The 19798-nt window shown below is 68.1% G+C and carries 13 protein-coding genes and 1 pseudogene; 6 read left to right on the top strand and 8 right to left on the bottom strand.

Translation table 11 applies throughout. The features are described from left to right. On the bottom strand, positions 1-347 hold a 347-nt coding region (locus tag ACP7A5_RS11810; protein WP_426042100.1), incomplete at its 3' end, for a DUF2391 family protein. Positions 348-506: 159 nt separating this feature from the next. Next, positions 507-2633: a catalase gene (locus ACP7A5_RS11805; RefSeq protein ID WP_426042099.1), complete on the bottom strand. Its 2127-nt coding sequence runs from the start codon at positions 2631-2633 to the stop codon at positions 507-509. A gap of 214 nt (positions 2634-2847) precedes the next feature. Here ACP7A5_RS11805 and ACP7A5_RS11800 point away from each other — a divergent pair. Beyond that, positions 2848-3345: pseudogene (locus ACP7A5_RS11800) on the top strand (FAD/NAD(P)-binding protein); the annotation flags it as partial. 655 nt (positions 3346-4000) lie between these two features. Here the strand turns inward: ACP7A5_RS11800 and ACP7A5_RS11795 are convergent. The 4 genes from ACP7A5_RS11795 to ACP7A5_RS11780 are packed head-to-tail and all read right to left on the bottom strand — an operon-like array spanning position 4001 to position 11265. Next, positions 4001-4924 (bottom strand): LysR substrate-binding domain-containing protein, encoded by a 924-nt coding sequence (locus ACP7A5_RS11795; RefSeq protein WP_426042098.1) that lies wholly within the window; start codon positions 4922-4924, stop codon positions 4001-4003. A 9-nt stretch (positions 4925-4933) separates the two neighbouring features. Then, complete coding sequence (locus ACP7A5_RS11790) at positions 4934-6793, bottom strand: CocE/NonD family hydrolase (RefSeq protein ID WP_426042097.1); 1860 nt, start codon at positions 6791-6793, stop codon at positions 4934-4936. Then, on the bottom strand, positions 6790-8373 hold the full coding sequence (locus tag ACP7A5_RS11785) for an AbgT family transporter (RefSeq protein WP_426042096.1): 1584 nt from the start codon (positions 8371-8373) through the stop codon (positions 6790-6792). Before ACP7A5_RS11785 ends, ACP7A5_RS11790 begins: the two co-directional genes overlap by 4 nt. Positions 8374-8388: 15 nt before the next feature. Continuing rightward, the gene (locus ACP7A5_RS11780) at positions 8389-11265 is read right to left on the bottom strand and encodes a TonB-dependent receptor (RefSeq protein WP_426042095.1); all 2877 of its coding nucleotides are present in this window, start codon (positions 11263-11265) and stop codon (positions 8389-8391) included. 179 nt (positions 11266-11444) lie between these two features. Between ACP7A5_RS11780 and ACP7A5_RS11775 the strand changes: the two genes are divergently transcribed. The 5 genes from ACP7A5_RS11775 (at position 11445) to ACP7A5_RS11755 (ending at position 17541) form a co-directional block, all read left to right on the top strand. Continuing rightward, entirely contained in the window at positions 11445-12563 is a 1119-nt protein-coding gene (locus ACP7A5_RS11775; RefSeq protein WP_426042094.1) for a CapA family protein, read from the top strand. Between the two features lie 82 nt (positions 12564-12645). Beyond that, positions 12646-14220, top strand: a complete 1575-nt coding sequence (locus ACP7A5_RS11770; RefSeq protein ID WP_426042093.1) for an exopolysaccharide biosynthesis polyprenyl glycosylphosphotransferase — start codon at positions 12646-12648, stop codon at positions 14218-14220. Continuing rightward, positions 14220-15668 carry a lipopolysaccharide biosynthesis protein gene (locus ACP7A5_RS11765; protein ID WP_426042092.1) on the top strand — a complete coding sequence of 483 codons (1449 nt, stop codon included), beginning with the start codon at positions 14220-14222 and terminating at the stop codon, positions 15666-15668. The genes ACP7A5_RS11770 and ACP7A5_RS11765 overlap by 1 nt, the downstream gene beginning before the upstream one ends. Continuing rightward, positions 15665-16600, top strand: coding sequence for a glycosyltransferase family 2 protein (locus ACP7A5_RS11760; RefSeq protein WP_426042091.1), 936 nt, complete (start codon positions 15665-15667; stop codon positions 16598-16600). Before ACP7A5_RS11765 ends, ACP7A5_RS11760 begins: the two co-directional genes overlap by 4 nt. After that, positions 16600-17541 carry a glycosyltransferase family 2 protein gene (locus ACP7A5_RS11755; protein ID WP_426042090.1) on the top strand — a complete coding sequence of 314 codons (942 nt, stop codon included), beginning with the start codon at positions 16600-16602 and terminating at the stop codon, positions 17539-17541. The genes ACP7A5_RS11760 and ACP7A5_RS11755 overlap by 1 nt, the downstream gene beginning before the upstream one ends. On the opposite strand, the gene ACP7A5_RS11750 is transcribed toward ACP7A5_RS11755, so the two are convergent. Further along, positions 17522-18223, bottom strand: a complete 702-nt coding sequence (locus ACP7A5_RS11750) for a hfsB (protein WP_426042089.1) — start codon at positions 18221-18223, stop codon at positions 17522-17524. The genes ACP7A5_RS11755 and ACP7A5_RS11750 overlap by 20 nt on opposite strands. A 49-nt stretch (positions 18224-18272) precedes the next feature. Beyond that, positions 18273-19736, bottom strand: a complete 1464-nt coding sequence (locus tag ACP7A5_RS11745; protein ID WP_426042088.1) for a GumC family protein — start codon at positions 19734-19736, stop codon at positions 18273-18275. Positions 19737-19798 lie beyond the last annotated feature (62 nt).

The following is a 19798-nucleotide window of genomic DNA, read 5'->3' as shown; positions in this document are numbered from 1 at the left end:
ACGCCAAGCGAGGGTTGAGCCTCCAGTCGGGCTACGCCCTCCCTACGCCCCAACCCTCGCAAGCGGTGCGCTCGTGACGTCCATCCCGAACACCAAAAGGGGGTCCCTATTGCACGCCTATAGGGGGTCCCTTTTGGACGCCGATTGACACCCGCGTAATAGGAAAGGCCAAACAGGAGAGGCAGACTGAGCCCCAGGAACACCAGCAGACGCAGGGGAGTGATGGTAAATCCGAGCGACCACATCTCCATGGTCATCAACAGCGGGAAGGCGAAGATGAGCGCCCCGCCAAATGCGCGGGCGAGACCACGAGCATATAGTCCGTCGGTGAGCGTAGCAGCAGTCATGGGCTGGAAACGTCCAAGCTTCCGGAAAGGCTCCGGCCTTCGCCTGACGGACCGAAAGAAATGGAGGTGCGCCCCTGCACTAACCGAATCGCCGTTCTTCAATCCTGCCACTGCGCGACCGGCCAATCATTCGCCCTGCCAGGTGAAGCGGAGCCTGGTCTAGGCCAGGATGCGAACCTTGGATTCCCGATTCCACTGCCGGGTCGCCGCGGCCGCACAGAACCCCTTACTGGACTTACCGAGCGCGATAACTCCGGGATCCGGCTCCACACCGGCCTTGTCGAGCAAGCGCTGGGCCGCCGGATTATGACCGATGGCCTTCAGGTGGCCGAAGGCGTCTTTAACGAAATCGACCGCCGCCCCCTCCCCCAGCAGCAACTCACATCCGGCGTCGGACAGGACCAGAGCCACCGCATCGAACAGCACTGAAGGTGCGCCCTGAAGCTGGCGATCGGCCTTGAGCTTCGACCCGTCCCTCAGCGTCACTCCGCCGATCTTGGGCGCGATGATCTGGACCTGGGCGCCCGCCGCCTCGGAACTCGTCCTAACGCTCGCGACCACCGCGCCGTCGGCCCCGTCCGTCACAAGTATGCCGATCAGCCGCCCTTTCAGCGTGTCGGGATATTTGCCGACGATCCGCAGGGCCGGACTCTCTTCCATGTCGAAGGGTTTGGACGCCGGAGCCGACGCCGCCGGCAGAGCCATCCCCAGACCATCCGCTACACGCGACGCCAGGGTCTCGTCGACGTTGCGCAGGTTCGCCAGCACACGCAGGCGGACGTGCTCCAGCGTGACCTTGGACAGTTCGAACACCAGGGCGCCGACCAGATGCGCCTGCTCGATCTCCGTTTGTGAACGGAAGAACATCCGCGCCTGGCTGAAGTGATCGGCGAAGGTCTCGGCGCGCAGGCGGACCTTGGCTTGTTCGACCGGAGCCTGGAAGCTGCGGAAACCGCCGACCGGATCCTCGCGCGGACCGCCGTCCTCGCCAGCCTCGGCCAGGCTGTTCGGCTCATAGTTCGCGCGGCCCCTGGGCACGGCCATCTGCATCTGGCCGTCGCGCTGGAAGTTCTGGAAGGGGCAACCCTTGGCCTGGTTGATCGGGATCTGGTGGAAGTTCACCGTGCCCAGACGCGATAGCTGCGTGTCCTGATAGGAGAACAACCGGCCCTGCAGGAGAGGGTCCTCCGACACGTCGATCCCCGGCGGCATGTTGGTCGGCAGGAAGGCAACCTGCTCGGTTTCGGCGAAGAAGTTGTCGGGGTTTCGATTCAGCGTCAGCTTGCCGATCACCCGCAGCGGATGGAGTTCCTCGGGGATCAATTTGGTGGCGTCCAGGATGTCGAACGGCAGTGCATCCGCCTCTTCCTGGGTCAGGATTTGCACGGCGAAATCCCACTCGGGGAAGTCACCTTTGTCGATGGCATCGTAGAGATCTCGGCGTAGATAATCGGCATCGGCCCCGGCGATCTTCACCGCCTCGTCCCAGCATGTCGACTGGGTCCCCAGGCGCGGACGCCAATGGAACTTCACAAAGACGGCCTCGTCGTCATCGTTGAGCAGGCGGAAGGTGTTGACACCGAAGCCTTCGACCATCCGGTACGAGCGCGGGATTGTCCGATCCGACATCTGCCACATGACCATGTGGGTCGATTCAGGCATCAGTCCGATAAAATCCCAGAAGGTGTCGTGTGCGCTCGCGGCCTGGGGATAGCCGCGATCGGCTTCCATCTTCACGGCGTGGACCAGATCCGGGAACTTGATCGCGTCCTGGATGAAGAAGACCGGGATGTTGTTGCCGACAAGATCCCAGTTGCCCTCTTTTGTGTAGAACTTGACGGCGAACCCTCGCACGTCGCGCGGCGTATCGACTGAGCCGGCGCCGCCTGCGACGGTGGAGAAACGGACGAATACCTCGGTCTGCTCGCCGACCTCGGTCAGCACCTTGGCGCGGGAAAAGCCGGCCAGGCTCTCGGTCAGCTCGAACACGCCGTGGGCGGCGTTGCCGCGCGCGTGGACAATTCGCTCGGGGATTCGCTCGTGATCGAAATGCTGGATTTTTTCACGGAGAACGAAGTCTTCCAGCAGCGACGGTCCGCGCCTCCCGGCCTTCAGCGAGTTCTGGTTGTCGCTGATCGGCACGCCGTGATTTGTTGTGATCCGCTGATCCGGCGCCGAGGCGCTTTGATGCAGTTCGCCGCCGTCACCGACCCCTGCTGCGACTGACGGTTTGGCACGAGATGCGGCCGCCTTGCTGCGGGAGGCGGGTGTCTGGGCGCGGGCCATGAGCGAACCTTTTTTGCAGAAAAGGCCCGGATCGTCGCCCTCGCGGCTCGGTATCCATGCCCGACCTCACAATGCCCTGAGCCAGCTCCGGTTCCTCTGCCGACTTTCGGCCGTCCGGATGCCCTGAATGTGCGCTGGACGACTCATAACGCGCTGAAGAGGAGTAGAAATCGGTGCAAATGGCACCTATCTCGCCCAAACGCATTTCAGCGGAATGACGTCCACGATCGCTTTTGTTGGAGCCGGCCCGACGACCCTCTATAGTCTTGCCGCCCTCGTCGATCGCACGGACCGGGATGTCCGTGTCACCGTCTATGAAGCGCAATCGACGGCAGGACCGGGGGCTCCATATCGACCAGGCTGGAATGACCCGGCCATGCTGTCGAATATCGCCAGCATCGAGATACCTCCGCTGGATGAGACCCTGCTGGAATGGGTCAAGAACAAATCGCCGGCGGAGCGTCGGGCCTTAGGCATTGATCCTCAAGGGATCGACGACCGGGACTTCGTCCCCCGCGTGGCCTTGGGCCGATACTTCCAGGATCGCTTCGATTCTCTTGTGGCGAAGGCCCGAGCGCGCGGCATCGCCATCGAGGTGCGCACGGGCAGCCGGGTCGCGGATGTGCGCGACGTCAACCCCGGGGTGCAGCTCAGCGTCGTCACCAGCGGCCAAGCCGCTACCCGTGAAGTTTTTGATCACGTCGTCCTCGCCACGGGACATCAGTGGCCCTCGCGGCAGGAGGTCCGCCCCGGCTATTTCCTCAGCCCGTGGCCTGCTTCAGCATTGGCGGCGCTCCCACCGGTCAACGTCGGCGTCCGAGGCTCGTCCCTGACGGCGATCGACGCCGCCGTCGGCCTGGCTGTGAGCCATGGCGCGTTCGTACGGACCGAGGCCGGCCTCGCCTTCGCGCCCTCTCCGAACACGTCAGATTTCATGATCACTCTGATGTCGCGCAAGGGTCTCCTGCCAGAAGCCGACTTCTATTTCCCCTTGCCCCACGCTCCGCTGGCGATCTGCACCTCTGAGGCGGTCCAGGCCCTGATTGAGGAAGATCGAGCCCATCTGCTCGATGCCGTCTTCGAACTGTTCCGACGAGAACTGGTGCTGGTTGATCCAGACTACGTCCGATCGACAGAGCTCGAGCAAGCGACGGTCGACACTTTCGGCGAGCGCTATTTCGCCCAACGTGCATGCGCCGATCCGTTCACCTGGGCTGAGAGCGACCTGGCTGAGGCGCGTCACAACCATGCGGCCCGTCTCACCATCCCGTGGCGCGACGCTATCCTGCGCATGCACGAGGTCGTGACAGCGCTGTCTGCACGAAGCATGGGACGGCCGCCTTGCAACGGCTCAAGGCCGGGCGGTTCTAGCGTTCGGGCTCACTGCGCAGATTGGCCCGGACAACGCCGAGGAACGCCTCTGCGAGCCGATCCGGGCCGGAGTTGGCGGAGGTCGCGAAGCCGTATTCATGGCGGATGCCGGGCTTGAACCGCCGCAGGACCGTGCCCTCCCGGACATAGGCCTTCGCCAGCCTCTCGTTGACGATGGCGACGCCCACGCCGCGAGACGCGAGCGCACAGGCCGAGGCGATCGTATGGGTCTCGACCTTGACCCTGGGCACCACGCCGGCGTCAGCGAAAGCGGCCTCGACCTGGGCGCGGAACCGCTGGCCCTGGCCCAGCAGGATCAGCGGGACGCCGCGCATATCCGCCGCCGCGACCGTCTCCTGTGCCGCCAGAGGGTGGCCGACCGGCAGGACGCAGGCGCTCTCGCTGACCAGCACCGTCTCGGTCCGCAGGTCGTCGCGATTGTGCGGCAGTTTGACGAACCCGGCGTTCACCGTCCGCGACGCGATCATCGCCTTGGCGACCTCGACGCCGTGGGAATCGATCGACACATGCACCTGGGGGTACTGCTCCAGAAAGCGCTCGATCATGTCGGGCAGGATCGCTTCGAGGAAACTGGGCGGGGCGACGAGGCGCAGGTGGCCGACGCGAAAGTCCGAGATGTCGCGGGCCAGCGACTGCACGCGATCGACGTTGTCGAGCGCGCGTTCCACCTCCTGATGCAACAGCAGTCCGTCGGCGGTCAGCATCAGCCGTCCGCGATCGCGATGGAACAGTTCAAACCCCACGTCGCGTTCGAGCTGGGCCAGCAGCCGGCTCGCGGCAGGCTGGCTCAATCCCTGGGCGCGCGCCGCGCCGGTCACCGAGCCCAGCCGGACGATCGCGTTGAAGATCCGGAGCGCTCTCAGCCGGATCGTCTGACGGCCGTCGGCGTCCGGCGTCATGGCATGACCCTAGGCGATCGGCCGGATCGGAAGCACGAGATGCGACGGGGCGTCAGGCCCGAAATGAACGGCGCAGATCGCAGCGACAGGGTCGCTGGCCTCGCCGGCCGGGACACCCGTGCCCGGGTTGACGTCGAAATGAGGGAAGTTGCTGGCCGATAGGTCCAGCCGGATCCGATGACCGGCCGCGAACAGATTGGACGTCGGAAAGGCCTTGATGTCGACGCCATACACTTCCCCCGGCCGCATCGGATGCGCGGCCTCGAACCCGTCGCGGAAGCGTAGGCGCAGCACGCCATGGGTCAAGTTCAGGGCGTATCCCTCGGGATAGTCGGTATTGGGCGGATAGACATCGACCAGTTTGATCATGACGTCGCAGTCCAGCGCACTCGCGGAGATCCACAGCCGGGCGGACACCGGCCCGGTGACCTCCACCCCTTGGGTCAGAACCTCGGTCTGGAAGCTGACGACGTCGTCGCGGTCGGCCAGGGCCCTGCCCGGCATGGAGGCCCCGTACAGGTCTAGGGTCTCCCGCTGGTCGAAGCCGCCCGCCTCCATCAGGGGCGCACCCGAGGCGATGGCGCCGCCGATGGTGGGAACGGGATTGTCCGGATCGTGCCGCCAGGAGCGCTCGCCCGCCTCGGGGATCGCGCGCGACAGACCTCCGTCGCCTGAGAGGTGGAAGGCCGTGGCCTCGACGGCGGGCGGCGGCCAGTCCGCCTCGTCGCGCCAGCGCCCACCATGATCGAGTCGATCCTGCGCCGTGCGACGACCGGTCCCGCCGCCCATGACGAACAGCCGGACCGGCGACGGCAGCGGGTCCGCGACCGCAGGGTCCCGGCGCAGGTGGCGGTCGAACCAGTCCAGGCGCAGACGCAGGTAATCATCCGCCAGATGACCGTCCAGCGTCGCCTCCGGCCCGAAGTCGGCGTCTCCCGCGAAGGTCACCGACCGCTGCCCATGGGTCCACGGCCCCATCACCAGCCGCACCGGGCCCGCCTTCATGCGGCTGAGAGCGGCGAAATTCTCGGTCGCCGCGAGCGCATAGGGATCGTACCAGCTGCTCAGGAACACCATCGGCGCGTCGGTGAACCGCTGGTAGTGGGCGGAGGCGCAAAGGTCGGGTTGCGTCCAGAACGGACCGAAGGTCTCGCGCGCCCACATCTGCACGATGAAGTCTTCGTATTCCGGGGCGGCGGTCAGGGGAGAATGGCCGGGAAGCCAGGGATTCACCCGCACCCACGCGCCGATGTCCTCAGCCTCCAGCGCGGCCCTGCGCGCCGGATCGGCGGCGGTTGCAGGCGCCTGAAGCGCGTGTTTGTAGGCCCAGGTCAGTTGCTTAAGCTCGAAGGCCCCGCCCTGGCGGATGCCGCTGTGGTAGCCGCCGGAGAACCCGCCTGAATCCATGAACATCGCGGCCAGTGCCGGATGGCCCAGCGCCGCCACGGCCGCCTGGACGTGAGCGGAATAGGACAGGCCGGTCATGCCGATCCGCCCGTCGCACCACGGCTGGTCCGCGATCCAGCTCAGGGTGTCGTAGCCGTCGTCGGCCTCGTTCAGGTATTTGGAGAAGACGCCTTCGGAAGCCGAACGCCCCCGGCAGTCCTGCAGGACGTAGGCGTATCCGGCGCGCGCGAAGTCGGCCGCGACCTCCGGCTTGGAACGCGGTGTCGGATCGGCGGCCGTCCGGTCGGCGTGGTTCGTTCCCCGCTTGTCGTACGGGGTCCGCTCCAGAATGACGCTGAACGGACCTGCGCCGACCGGCAGATAGATGTCTGCGGCCAGACGCACGCCGTCACGCATCGGCGCCATGACGTCGCGCAGGACCACGATGTCCTCACCCGGTGCGGGGTGGGGGGCGGCGCTCACGGAATCGCCGGCGCGGCGATGGCGGGCGGCGGCAGCCTGTAGGTCGCGGGCGCGCCCGGACCGACCGGCAGGGACAGGGACACCCACAGGGTCACCAGCGCGATCCCGGCCAGGCCGAAGGCGATACTGTAGGGCAGCATCAGGGCGATCATCGAACCGATGCCGAAATCGGGCTTCCACCTCTGGCTGATGATCAGCACCAGCGGGAAGTTGCTGGCCAGCGGCGTGACGATGTTGAAGATCGAGTCACCCATCCGGTAGGCGGCCGTGGTCATCTCCGGCGAGACGCCCAGCAGCATCATCATGGGCACGACGACGGGCGCCATCGCGCTCCACTTGGCCGAGGCCGAACCGATGACCAGATCCAGACCGGACGACATGCCCAGCAAGGACACCAGCAGCAGCGGCTTGGGCATGGACAGGGCGGTCAGCGCCTCGGCCCCCCGGACCGCCAGCACCGGCCCCAGGTTCGACCAGGAGAACATGGCGACGAAGTGGGCGGCGAAGAAGGCCAGCACGATATAGGGGGCGATGTCGCGCATCCCCTCCCCCATCATCCGGACGAGGGTGCGGTGGCTGGTCACCGTCCCCGCAGCCGCGCCATAGGCCCAGCCGCAGCCGAGGAACAGCATCATGAAGGCCGCCACCAGGGCCCCGTAGAAGGGCGCCAGCCGCCGGGGTCCGACCGCCTCGGCATCGATCAGCGGCGCTCCGGGCCACAGGGTCAGGGCAGCGAACAGACCCACGACCGCCAAGGCAACCAGACCGGCCAGCATCAGGCCCTTCCGCTGGCGCGCATCGAGCACGCCCATGTCATCGGCCTCGGCGACGCCTTCCGGCAGCTGACCCGACCATTCGCCGAGGCGCGGCTCGATGATCCGGTCCGTCACGAACCAGGCGATGGGGGTGAACAGGACGCCGATGGCCAGGGTGAACCACCAGTTCCCCAGCGGATTGACGCCATAGCTCGGGTCGATCAGCTGGGCGGCCGGCGCCGTGATGCCGAGCATCAGCAGGTCGAACTGCCCGGGGATGATGTTGCCGGCGAAGGCGCCTGAAATTCCGGCATAGGCGATCGCCACGCCCGCCAGCGGATGCCGTCCCGCCCGCGCGAACACCAGCGCCGTCAGAGGGATCAGAACGACATAGGCCGCGTCGGCCGCATGGTGCGAGAACAGGCCGATGATGAAGACCGCCGGGCTCAGGAAGCGCGTCGGCAGATGGCGCACGCCTCCGCCCAGCAGCGCCGCGAACAGTCCCGACCGCTCGGCCACCGCCGCACCCAGCATGACCACCAGCACCAGACCCAGGGGCGGGAACCGCGTCAGCGTCTCGGGCATGTCAACGAAGAGTCTGGCGACGTTCTCCGACGACAGCAGGCTCTGGGTGGCCAGCCGGTCGCCGGTCACCGGATTGACCGCGCTCCAGCCCGACCCCGCCGCGAAGACGGACACGATGACCAGCACCACGATACATCCCGCCAGGATGAAGACCGGGTCGGGCAAGGCGTTGCCCAGCCGCTCGACCCGGTCCAGCCATCCCCGACGCGCCGTCGGGGATGGGCCATTCACGTCCGTCATGCCGGAACCTGGGTTCTAGAACTGGAGCCCGAGACGAATGTAGGCGCTGCGACCCCGGGCGTCATAGGTATAGATGTCGTAGTTGATCGGCGCATTTGCATAGGAAGCGGGCGGCTGTTCGTCGAACAGGTTGTTCACCCCGACCGAGACCGTCGCATCGTACATGTTGAAGGCGTAGCTGCCCTCCAGGTCGTTGTAGAAGATGGCGTCGGTGGTCGCGTCCTTGACCGTGTTCACAACGTCGGTGCTCTCACCGATGTAGCGGCCACGCCAGAGGGCGCTCCAGGCGCCGTCGCTCCAGCGCAGCGAACTCTGCCCCTTCCAGTGCGGATAGGTCGAGCGCGCCCGGTCGCCTTTCCCGGCGCGTTCGTCGAGAATGTCGGGACCGCCGGTCGGGTCGGGGCTGACGGTGGTGAATTCATCCAGATACGAGGTGTCGAGGACCGCTGCGAAACGGCCGATGCCGGTGTCGAACTCGTAGCGGATCGTCGCATCGATGCCCGAGGTGCGAATCTCGGAGAGGTTCTGCGACCCCTGGGTCAGTCGGGTCACCGCACCGGTCACCGGGTCACGGGCCACCAGATCGCAGAAAGCGCCCCCGCGCGCCGCACACAGCCCCAGGATCTGGGCCGCGGCCTGGGAGGCGATCGCGTCCTTGATCTTGATGTCATACCAGTCGGCGGTCAGCGTCAGGCCGGGGATGGCGTCGGGCTGGAAGGCGAAGCCGGCGCTGAAGGTGTCGGCCGTTTCCGGCTCCAGCTGGCGGTTGCCGGACGTGGTCCCCGGGATCAGGCCGTTCAGGTTGAAGTTCGCCTGGTTGTAGTTGGCCGGGATGCCGGCGCAGCCCGGCAGGGTCGGACGGGCCGCGGCGCCGCCGTTGCAGGGGTCGATCGCCTGGATGCTGACTTCGCGCCCGCCCTGGAACAGCTCCAGAATCGACGGGGCCCGGAAGCCCTGGGAATAGGTGCCGCGGATCAACAACGGCTCCACCGGCCTCCAGCCCACGCCCGCCTTGATCGTCGTGGCGTCACCCACGGTGTCGTAGTTCGAATAGCGGGCCGCCAGGCTCAGATCGAGGCTGTGCGCCATCGGCATGTCGGCCAGCAGCGGAATGGCGACCTCCAGATAGCCTTCGTGCAGACTGTATTCGCCGACCGTCGGCACCCGCGTCTGGGCCGTCGTGGTCGTGTAGATGTTCGACAGGAAGACGGGCGTCGAGTTGGCATAGGCGTCCGGCGTGTCGGTCGCCTTGTTCTGGCGATATTCGTAGCCCGCCGCCACCGACAGCGGCCCGGCCGGCAACTGGAACAGTTCGCCCGTGATATTGTAGGTCACGTCGAACAGCTCGGTGGAGTTGGACTCCCGCGTGGTGAAGCGGATGGAGTTGGCCATATCGGCCGTCATGGGGCCGAACAGGTTGATCGGCACGCACCCGGCCGAGGCCAGACAGTTGGCCGGATCGCCCAGCCCCCGGAACAGACGCTCGTAGTTGACGCCGTTCAGGGCCGACGACTGGATCTCGTTTCGCGACCAGCTGCCGTTCAGGTCCCAGGACCATTCGCGACCGAAGCCGTTGAACGTGCCCTCGGCGCCGGCGCCGATGCGCCAGGTCTCGACGTCCTGGATGTTGTCGCGATTGCCGAGGTCGGTCATCACCTTGCGCACCCGCCAGGCCGAGGTCGCAGCGAAGGCCAGCGCATTGGCCGTCGGCACGCCGTTGGCCGTGCCGAACGGGTTGAACGGATGGTTGTTGGCCAGGGAATAGCCCCGGATGGTCCCGGCCGTGCCGCCGATATCCAGCAGCACCGGCGAGAACATCTGGTTCGACTGACGCCGGTTGTAGAGAGCCTCGATGTGGGCCGAGACATTGTCCGAAAGGTCAGCGCGGAAGCGACCATACAGGCCGTAGCGCTCGCTGGGTCCCGCCGAATAGATGCCCTGGGCCTGGGTGTTGAAGAAGTCCTCCGGCAGGGTCGCGGTCCGGAAACTGTTGTCCGCCAGGCTGCCCGCGCCGTAGTTGCCGAGGGCGATCTGGGTCGCGGGCGTTCCCGACGTGGCGAATCCCGTCGCGGTTCCGAAATAGGCGTTGTTCGACAGGCCCGGCAGGATGAACAGCCCGCGCGGGCTGGTGCCCGGGGCGATCAGCGGCACGAGGCTGAGGGTGGTCAGGTCGCGGTCCGACGTCAGGATCTCGTCCTCGCGCGCATAGCTGGCCGAAAGAACCACCGAGCTGTTCTCGAACCGGCGCCCCCAGTTGGCTACGGCCGAATACTGTTCCCCGTCGCCTTCAGAGGTGATGCCCGCGCGCGTGTTCAGGCGAAGACCGTCGAAGTCGCGGATGGTGCGGATATTAACCACGCCGGCGATCGCGTCGGCACCGTAGATGGCCGAGGCGCCATCCTTCAGCACCTCGATGCCGTCGATCATCCCCAGCGGAATGGTGTTCAGATCGACGAAGTCACGGAAGCCGCGCTGGCCCACGCCATCGACCCAGCGATGACCGTCCACAAGCACCAGCACCCGGTTGCCGCTGCCCTCGGCCCCGCCGAGGTAGCGCAGGTTGATGGAGGAGGCTCCGTAGGATGTGCCCTGGGTTCCGTTGCTGTTCAGGCTGACGCCCGCCGACGGCAGACGCTGCAGCAGGTCGCCGACCGACACGGCGCCGGAGTTCTTGATGTCCTCGGCGGTCAGCGTCAGCAGCGGCCCGACCGAGTCGGCGTCGCGTCGCTGGATGCGCGACCCTGTCACGATGATCTCATCGACCGAGGACGTGTCGTCCTGAGGTGCGACCGGCGTCTGCGCCGCGGCCGGCGATGCGAGCAGGCCAAGTGTCAGCGCCGCCAGCGCCGAGCCGGTCAGGCACAGTGTCCGGATGGAGGTCGTCGTCGCCATGATCATGGTTCCCGTTGTCCTTGCCGTTCCTCGATCGTGGATCGGCCCCCTGGGGGGAACAGTCGCAGCGGGTCCGCCACGTCCGCAACAATATGGCGATTTCGTATCACGTCATGCGCTGAACGCATGCCCTATCGGTCTGCCGTCCTTGAAACGTATGGTCCGGTGCGGAGGCGTACATGGTGATGGATCGGCGGCAACTCGTCTGGGGCATAGGAGCGATGGCGACGCTGTCGGGGTGTGGAGCGGCAACGCCCGGCGCCGGCGGCCTGCGTATCGACCTTCTGGGTCAGGCCCTGATCGAACATGCGCCGATGCCCGCCGAATGGCCCGGACGGGCCGGCGTGGTCCGCGCGCTCGGGGGAGCGGACGCCGTCTTCACCAATCTGGAGACGGTCATTCGTGGCCGGCGCGCCGGGGCGCCGACGCGGGAACTGCTGACGCTGCATGCCTCGGGACCAGAGATCCTGGAGACCCTGAAAAGCGCCGGGGTCGGACTGCTGACGACAGCCAACAACCATGCCTTCGACCTCGGCGGCGGCGGCATTCTGGACACGTTGGCCGCCATCGAGGCGGCGGGCCTGCGCACGACGGGGAGCGGCGCCGACCTGGTGCGGGCGGCGGCTCCCGCCACCCTCGAAACCTCGGCCGGCAAGGTCTCGGCGATCGGCTTCGCCACCGGCAAGGTCCGCCCCGGCGGCGCGGCCGCCCTTGACCATCCGGGCGTCAACGAGTTGCGGCGCGAGGCGACGGGCGCCCCGCTCGCAGAGGACGAGGCGCGGATCCTGGGCGCCATCCGGCAGGCCGCCGCCGCCTCCGACGCCGTGATCGCCTGCCACCACAATCACGACTGGGAGCCGGACAACAGCCAGGTCCCGGCCTGGCAACAGGCCTTCGCCAGACGCTGCATCGATGCTGGCGCAAGCGTCTTCGTCGGCCACGGCTCGCCCGTGCTTCAGGGCATGGCCGCCTGGCGGGGCCGCCCTCTTCTGTTCGGCCTCGGCAACTTCATCTTCCAGACCGAGAAGCCGCAGGGCGCCTACCCGCCACCGGCGTGGCAGGGCGTGATCGCCTCGATCATGATTGACGGCGACCGGCCCGTCCGGGTGGAGCTGACGCCCCTGGTCCTCAACGAAGTCGGCCTGGGCGGCCCCGAGGATCAGGCCACCCGGGGTTTCCCCACCTTGGCCGGCGATCGGGAAGCGGCCGACATCCTGGCGCGGCTGGCGGTGCAGTCGGCGGCGATCGGCGGACATCTGGAGCGTCGAGGAACGCGCGGGACGCTCAGGACGGCCTGACGGACATCACTCCCTCACGACCGGCACGTCGCGCGCCGCCGCGTTAACGCGACATCCACGGCCCCTGTGCAGGATGGCGACCATGACCAGCGCCACCGATATTGGCCGTGCGAAGGCGCCTGCCGACGCCCGCAAGCCCGACGCGCGGCTCGACGCATCGGCATTGCAGGCGCTCGCGGCGCGGTCCGTGGTCGGCCGCCAGGCGGACGGCGCCGCGCGACGCGGCCCCTTCCGTCCCGAGGTCTGGCTGAACGCGCGCCAGCGGCACGCCTCACGCCTCGCCGTCCACTGGTTCCGCAGCGCCGACGTGGCCGCGGTCTCGATCATCACCGTCGCCATCCTCTGGGCCATGACGCCGGCCGGCCTTCTCGCCACGCCCCTGTCCGCCGCCGTGCCGCTGGCGGTCGGCGCGACCATCGTCCTCGGCCTGATGCGATCGCTGGGCCTCTACCGTTTCGCGCGCGGGCAGAAGACGCCCCTGCATCTGGCCGCCGTCGCCGGCCTCGCGCTGCTCGGCGGCCTCGCCGCCGTGCTGCTGGACGCCGTCCTCGCAGGCGGGGCGACCCTGTCCGCCTACATCATCTGGACCGCCCTGATCACCATCAGCCTCTATGTCCTGCACATGGGCTGGAGCGACCTCGTCGCCGGCTGGCGGGCCAGGGGCGCCCTGACGCCGAACATCGTCCTGGTCGGCGCCACCCGCCACGCCGAGACCCTGATCAAGGAGGCGCTCAAGCGCCGCGACATCAATGTGCTGGGCGTGTTCGACGACCGTCTGGCCCGCTCGCCGGACACCGTGGTTGGCGTGCCCGTCCTGGGCGATGCCGAGACGCTCATGACCCACCGGATGACGCCCTATGTCGACAAGATCGTCCTGGCCATCGACCCCAGGGCCGAGAAGCGCGTCCGCGAACTGACTGCCCGCCTGTCGGCCCTGCCCAACGAGGTCACCTTGCTGGTCGACCCGGCCGACGCCGGCGAACGCAGCGCCGCCCTCGACCGTCTGGCCAGCGCGCCGCTCGCCTCGCTCGACGGCCGGGTGGACGACGACCGTCGCGCCTTCAACAAGCGGATCCAGGACATCGTCATCGGCACGGTCGCCCTCATCCTGCTGGCCCCCGTCATGGCCCTGACGGCCCTCGCAATCCGCCTCGACAGCCCCGGCCCGATCTTCTTCCGCCAGCGCCGCCACGGCTTCATCCACGAGGAGATCGTGGTCTGGAAATTCCGCTCGATGCGCCAGGACGCCGCCGACGCCACCGCCAGCCGTCAGGTCACCACCGACGACGACCGCGTGACCCGCATCGGTCGCTTCATCCGCTCCACCAGCCTCGACGAACTGCCCCAGATCTTCAATGTCCTGAAGGGCGAGATGTCGCTGGTCGGCCCCCGTCCCCACGCCATCGGCATGAAGACCGGCGCGGTCGAGAGCGCCCGCCTCGTCGCCGAATACGCCCATCGCCACCGCATGAAGCCGGGCATGACCGGCTGGGCCGCCATCAAGGGCTCGCGCGGACCCCTGCACTCCGCCCAGGACGTTCGCCGCCGGGTCCAGCTCGACATCGAATACATCGAGCGGCAGTCCCTGTGGCTCGACCTCCGGATCATGGTCGTCACCATCCCCGTCCTGCTCGGCGACCGCGCGGCTGTGCGCTGATGTTCTGGCGCGGCGTCTGGGGCTATCTGCCCGCCAACATCATCCAGGGTCTGGTCGGGTTCGGGGCCATCGTGGTCTTCACCCGCCTGTTGTCGGCCGAGGATTTCGGCCGCTACGCCATCGCCTTCTCGGTCATGACCCTGATCCACGTCGGGACCTTCAGCTGGCTGGAAGCCGCCATGGCGCGCTTCTGGGCGGCCGAGGAAGGCCAGTCCCTGGCCGACCATTTCCTGACGCTGTACCGCACCGCCGCCGTCGTCACCCTCGCCGGCCTGCCGGTCGCGGGGCTGATCCTGTGGGCCGTCCCCATCGGTCCGGGGCTGAAGCTGGCCATCGCCGCCGGTCTCGTCGGCATCCCCATCCGATGTTTCGCCAAGCTCGCGCAGGAGCGGTTCCGCGCCTCGGGCGAGGTCACCAAATCGGCCGGGATGGACATCGCCGTCACCCTCGGAGGCTTCGCCATCGGGGCCTACTGCGCCTTTCACGGCGTCGGCGCCGCCTCACCCCTGATCGGCCTTGCCGTCGGCCCCCTGCTGGTCCTGCCCTTCGTCCTGCCGGGCGAGCTGAAACGGGCGCGGGGCGGAGTTCTCTACCGCGACCGGCTCGGCTCCTACGCCCGTTACGGCTATCCGATCGCGGCCGGCCTGGGCCTGTCGCTGATCATGGCCTCGACCGACCGCTTCCTGCTGGAGATCTACCTCGGCCCGGCGGCGGTCGGCGCCTATCACGCAGGCTACAGTCTCGCCAACCGCACCCTGGACGTCCTGTTCATCTGGCTCGGCGCGGCCGGCACGCCCGCCCTGATCATGGCCTGGGAGCGCGGCAGCCGCGACGCCTTCATGAAGGCCGCCTGCGAACAGGCCTCGACCTTCATCCTGATCGGCCTGCCCGCCGCCGTCGGCGTGGCCCTGGTCGCCCGCCCGCTCGCCGACTTCATGATCGGCGAGGACCTCCGCTCTGTCGCCGCCTCCGTCACCCCGTGGATCGCCCTGTCGGCCCTCCTGTCCGGCTCGACCGCCTACTATCTCAGCCAGTCCTTCGTGCTGGGGCGCCGCACCGATCGGCTGTTGCTGACCCTGTGTATCCCGGCGGGAGCGAACGTCATCCTCAACCTGATCCTGGTGCCGATGATGGGCGTCATGGGCGCCGCCATCGCCACGACGACCAGCTTCGCAATCGGCCTGCTCGCCTCCATCGGCATGGGTCGAAAGATCGTCGCCATGCCGATTCCGTGGGACACCCTCGTTCGCTGCGGCGTCGCCTGCGTCGCCATGGCCGCCGCCGTCCTGCCCCTGCCCGCACCGGGCGGCGTGGCCGAGCTGATGCTCAAGGCCGGGGTCGGGGCTGTGGTCTACGCCGTCGTCGTCATGGTCCTGAACGCCGCCGGGGTCCGCGACCTCGCTGCGCGCCTGATCGGCGCCCGCCTGTCCCGGAGAGCGACCGCATGAGCCGTCCCGTCATCACCGACAATGCCAAACGACGCGGCGCGAAGCCCGCCGTCTCGGTCCTGATCCCTTTCCTGCGCGACGACCCGTCCGAGCTGCTCCAGCTCCTCGACGAGGAGGCCGGCGCCGTCGACCGCGCCGTCGAGGTCATCGTCATGGACGACGGCACCAACGACCCGGACCTGACCGCGAGCCTGCAGGCCCGGATCAGGGCCATGGCCCTCCCCGCCCGCCTGATCACCCTCAAGGCCAATGAAGGCCGCTCCAAGGGCCGCAACCGTCTGGCCACAGCGGCGCGCGCGGGCTCGCTCCTGTTCCTCGACAGCGACATGCGCCCCGACCATCGCCGCTTCCTGTGGACCTGGGCCGAGCTGGTCGCGCGCGAGGACCCGGCCGTGGCCTTCGGCGGCTTCTCCCTGCTGCAGGCCCCGACCGACGCCCGCTTCCAGGTCCATCGCTCGATGGCCGCGAAGAGCGACTGCGTCCCCTGGCACGAGCGCGCCCGCACGCCGGAGAAATACGTCTTCACCTCCAACCTCCTCGTTCGCCGCGACGTCTTCGAGGCCGAGACCTTCGACGCCGAGTTCTCCGGCTGGGGCTGGGAGGATGTCGAGTGGGCCATGCGCGTGTCGCGCCGGTTCCGCGTGGTGCACGTCGACAACCCCGCCACCCATATGGGCCTCGACACGGTCGAGGCCCTCGCCGGGAAATACGAACAGTCCGCCGGAAACTTCGCCCGCGTCGTCGCCCGCCATCCCGACATCGTCGGAACCTATCCCAGCTACAAGGCCGCCCGCCTGCTGAAGAAGATCCCTGCGATCGGCGCCATCCGTCCCTGGATCAAGCGCGCCGCCACCACCACCTGGATGCCCACAAAGGCCCGCGCCTTCTCGCTGCGCCTCTATCGCGCCGCCCTCTACGCCGAGGCCGTGTGATGCAGCCTGTGTCGGTCATCGTGCCGACCATGCGCCGCCCGGAGAGCCTCGAGCGGGCGCTGCGCTCCCTGTTTGCCCAGACGGCGCCGATGACCTCCATCGTCGTCGTCGACAACGACCCCTCCGGGACGGCGGCGGCCACGGTCACCCGCCTGGCCGCCGACAGCCCCTGCCCCCTGATCTACCGCCACGAGCCCCGCCCCGGCGTGGCCACGGCCCGCAACGCCGGCCTGTCGATGACCGACGCCCCCCGGATCGCCTTCCTCGACGACGACGAGGCCGCCTCCACCGGCTGGCTGGCCGCCCTCCTCGCCGCCCTGGAGCAGACGAAGGCCGACGTCGTCTTCGGCCCCATCGCCGGTCGCGTGCCCGACGCTGCCGGCTGGGCCAGACCTCATCTGGAGGCCTTCTTCGGTCGCGAAGGCCCCGCCCGGACCCAACGGATCGACAAGCCCTGGGGCTGCGGCAACTCCCTGATGATCCGGGCCACGGCCCTGCCCGGGCCCGCCCCCTTCGACGTCGCGGCGGATCAGTCCGGCGGCGAGGACGACGCCCTGTTCGCGGCCCTCGAAGCGCGCGGCGGGACCTTCGGCTGGGCCGCGGACGCCTGGGTCGACGAGTTCGCCCCGCCCCATCGCGCCACCCTGCGCTACGCCCTGTCCCGCGCCTTCGCCTACGGCCAGGGCCCCAGCCAGACCGCCGCCAGGGCCCGCGACTGGCCCGGCGTCGCCCGCTGGATGGTCGTCGGCGCCGGGCAGGCCCTCGTCTGGGGCGTCGCCGCGATCGCCCTGACCGTCATCGCCCATCCCTCACGCGCCCGGATGATGGACAAGGCCGCACGCGGTCTGGGAAAGACATTCTGGATGAAAGGCTTCGAGCCGCGCTTTTACGGCGCGCGCGAACTGGCCCGCCTGAACGCGGTCAGCCCGTCAGCCGCCTGAGGAAGGCCGGAGGGCTGTAGGTCGAGCGATTGACCACCACGCCGGCGATCCGCCCGCCGACGGACTCGATCTCGTCGCGCAGAATGACCGGCTCGTTCGCCGCCGTGCTCTCCGCCGCCACGATCAGCACCGTCGCATCGACATAGGGCGCCAGGGTGATGCACAGGTCGCTGCGATCCGCCGCCGGGGCGTCGATCACCACCGTGTCGGCATGCTTCCGCATCGCATCCCAGTAGCGCGGATCCGGCAGGGGTTCCGCCCTCTGCCCGGACCTCAGCACCTCGGCCCGGAAACGCGTGATCCACAGCCGACCGCCCAGGCAGGGCCGCGCCGTCATCAGCCGCGCCGGCGCGATCGGCTTGTTGTCTCGCCCCATGACCGGCGGCGTCACGGCGAAGAAGCTCGCTCCATTCGGCGACGACGAAGCCGCCGCCCCCAGCCGTCCGAACCGCTCGGGCTCTGCGGCCACCGCCTCCTGTTGCGTAGGCTGGGCCAGATCGGCGTCGATCAGCCAGACGGGCTTTCTCGCCCGCACCGCCGCCAGCCGCGCGAACTCGCGTGCGACGGTCGAGGCGCCTTCCCCGGAGTTGGCGCAGGCGAACTGGATGACACGTCCGCGGTGAGCGGGGGCCGATCCCAGCGCGGCCCAGAGGCCCGCCATTTCTGATGTGAGATCGACCATACGAATCGGTTACGCGATGACTCTGGGCCCGAAGGCTAACACGATGATCTCAATGGGCCTTCATCGGGGCGACAGCGAGAACGGGCATCTCCAGCGTCCGTCCCGCGATGGCCGGCGTCGCATAGCCGCGCCGGGTAAACACCCGCAGCAGACCGACGCACAGGGCCGTAAAGCCGGCGAACAGGATGACCAGGGCCAGCAGAGGCAGCTTCAGACTGGTCCCCCGCGTCGGCGCGGCCGCCCGCTCGATGACCCGCACATTGTCGGCCCCGGCGGCGACCAGTCCGTTGTCGGCCCGGCTCTGGGTCTCGCGCTGCTGGAACTCGCGGATCGACGCCGTCAGCACGTCGCGGTTCGAGGTCAGAGTGGAGTTCTGCGACTCTTCACGTGTCAATCGTGCCTGCCGCTCCTGAACATCGGCCAGTTGCCGGTTCACCGACGACAGCCTCGCTGACAGGGAATCCCGCTCCGCCAGGGTCGTGATCCGGGTCGTCTCGAGCTCGGTCCAGACCGGGTTCGGCCCCAGACGAACCTCCTTGGCGCCGACGGTATCGCCATTGGCGACGTACGCCTGCAACCCGGCGATCCGGGCCTCAATGTCCAGGATCGGCTGGCTCTCGGGCTGATAGCGGGCCAGCAGCTGCTCGCGCTCGGTGCGCAGCTGCAGGACCTGATCGTTGGCCGACACATTCAAGTCCTGCTGCAGGGTCACCTCGGCGGGCGTACGCTCCTGCTGCGCTTCCAGTGTCTCAAGCCGCCGTGCCGCCTGGTTCAACTGGCTCTCGACCGAGAACTTGTCCGCCAGGATCGTTTGATACACCGCAGCCAGCGCGGTCTTGGTCGCGGTGAAATCGCCGATGTCGTTCGTGGCGAGGAAGGTCTCGTAGGCGTGATCGACGTCGGCCAGCTCGTCCTCGAACACCCGGCGCTGCGTCTGGATGGCGGGGGTGGACCGATCCTGGAACACCTCGCGGCGATAGATCAGATACTGGTCGATGATGGCGTTCAGGACCCGTGCAGACTTCTCGGCGCTGTCGCTCTCGAAGCCCAGACCGATCGTCGCGCCCTGGGGCGTGGTCGAAATGGTCAGGCCGTCGTTGATGAATTTGATCGCATCGCCTTCCTGCCTGGCGACGGGGCCTGTCGAGACCTTGCCCGGCTTCTGGAAGAACGGCAGCCCCAGCGCGCGCACGGCTCTCAGCTTTACTTCCCGCGTGCCGATGATGCCGGCCTCGGCCTGGGCGACCTCCCCGACGGCGGGCGGCTGGGACTGGCGATCCGCCAGCCCGCCGACGCGCGGCTGGTAGACATATTCCTGACCGGCGTTGACCAGCAGGCTGGCCCCGGCCGTGTAGGTCTTCTTCAGCGTCAGGACCGCCGCAGCGCCGATGGCCAGGACCAGCACGAACACCAGGATCATCACCAGCAGTTCGCGGAACAGAAGGCCGATCACGTCGAACAGCCCATAGCGCGGTCGCGCCGAGACATAGGCTGTCGTGGTGGCCGAACGCATGGGAACAGGCGAATCCGTAGCAGAGTGAACCGTCTCCGATCCTTCGCCTGTCGGCGTTAACC

This window comes from Brevundimonas sp. TWP2-3-4b1, assembly GCF_049897665.1.
Lineage (GTDB): Bacteria > Pseudomonadota > Alphaproteobacteria > Caulobacterales > Caulobacteraceae > Brevundimonas > Brevundimonas subvibrioides_B.
Note: the sequence above shows the minus strand (reverse complement) of the source record. Positions and strands in the feature narration are given on the sequence as shown.

Bases quoted from the DNA above. Each gene is read 5' to 3' on its own strand.
- ACP7A5_RS11755 (WP_426042090.1), top strand. From the start codon at position 16,600: ATGCAGCCTGTGTCGGTCATCGTGCCGACCATGCGCCGCCCGGAGAGC.
- ACP7A5_RS11775 (WP_426042094.1), top strand. From the start codon at position 11,445: ATGGTGATGGATCGGCGGCAACTCGTCTGGGGCATAGGAGCGATGGCG.
- ACP7A5_RS11780 (WP_426042095.1), bottom strand. From the start codon at position 11,265: ATGGCGACGACGACCTCCATCCGGACACTGTGCCTGACCGGCTCGGCG.
- ACP7A5_RS11795 (WP_426042098.1), bottom strand. From the start codon at position 4,924: ATGACGCCGGACGCCGACGGCCGTCAGACGATCCGGCTGAGAGCGCTC.
- ACP7A5_RS11760 (WP_426042091.1), top strand. From the start codon at position 15,665: ATGAGCCGTCCCGTCATCACCGACAATGCCAAACGACGCGGCGCGAAG.
- ACP7A5_RS11805 (WP_426042099.1), bottom strand. From the start codon at position 2,633: ATGGCCCGCGCCCAGACACCCGCCTCCCGCAGCAAGGCGGCCGCATCT.
- ACP7A5_RS11765 (WP_426042092.1), top strand. From the start codon at position 14,220: ATGTTCTGGCGCGGCGTCTGGGGCTATCTGCCCGCCAACATCATCCAG.
- ACP7A5_RS11750 (WP_426042089.1), bottom strand. From the start codon at position 18,223: ATGGTCGATCTCACATCAGAAATGGCGGGCCTCTGGGCCGCGCTGGGA.
- ACP7A5_RS11745 (WP_426042088.1), bottom strand. From the start codon at position 19,736: ATGCGTTCGGCCACCACGACAGCCTATGTCTCGGCGCGACCGCGCTAT.
- ACP7A5_RS11785 (WP_426042096.1), bottom strand. From the start codon at position 8,373: ATGACGGACGTGAATGGCCCATCCCCGACGGCGCGTCGGGGATGGCTG.
- ACP7A5_RS11770 (WP_426042093.1), top strand. From the start codon at position 12,646: ATGACCAGCGCCACCGATATTGGCCGTGCGAAGGCGCCTGCCGACGCC.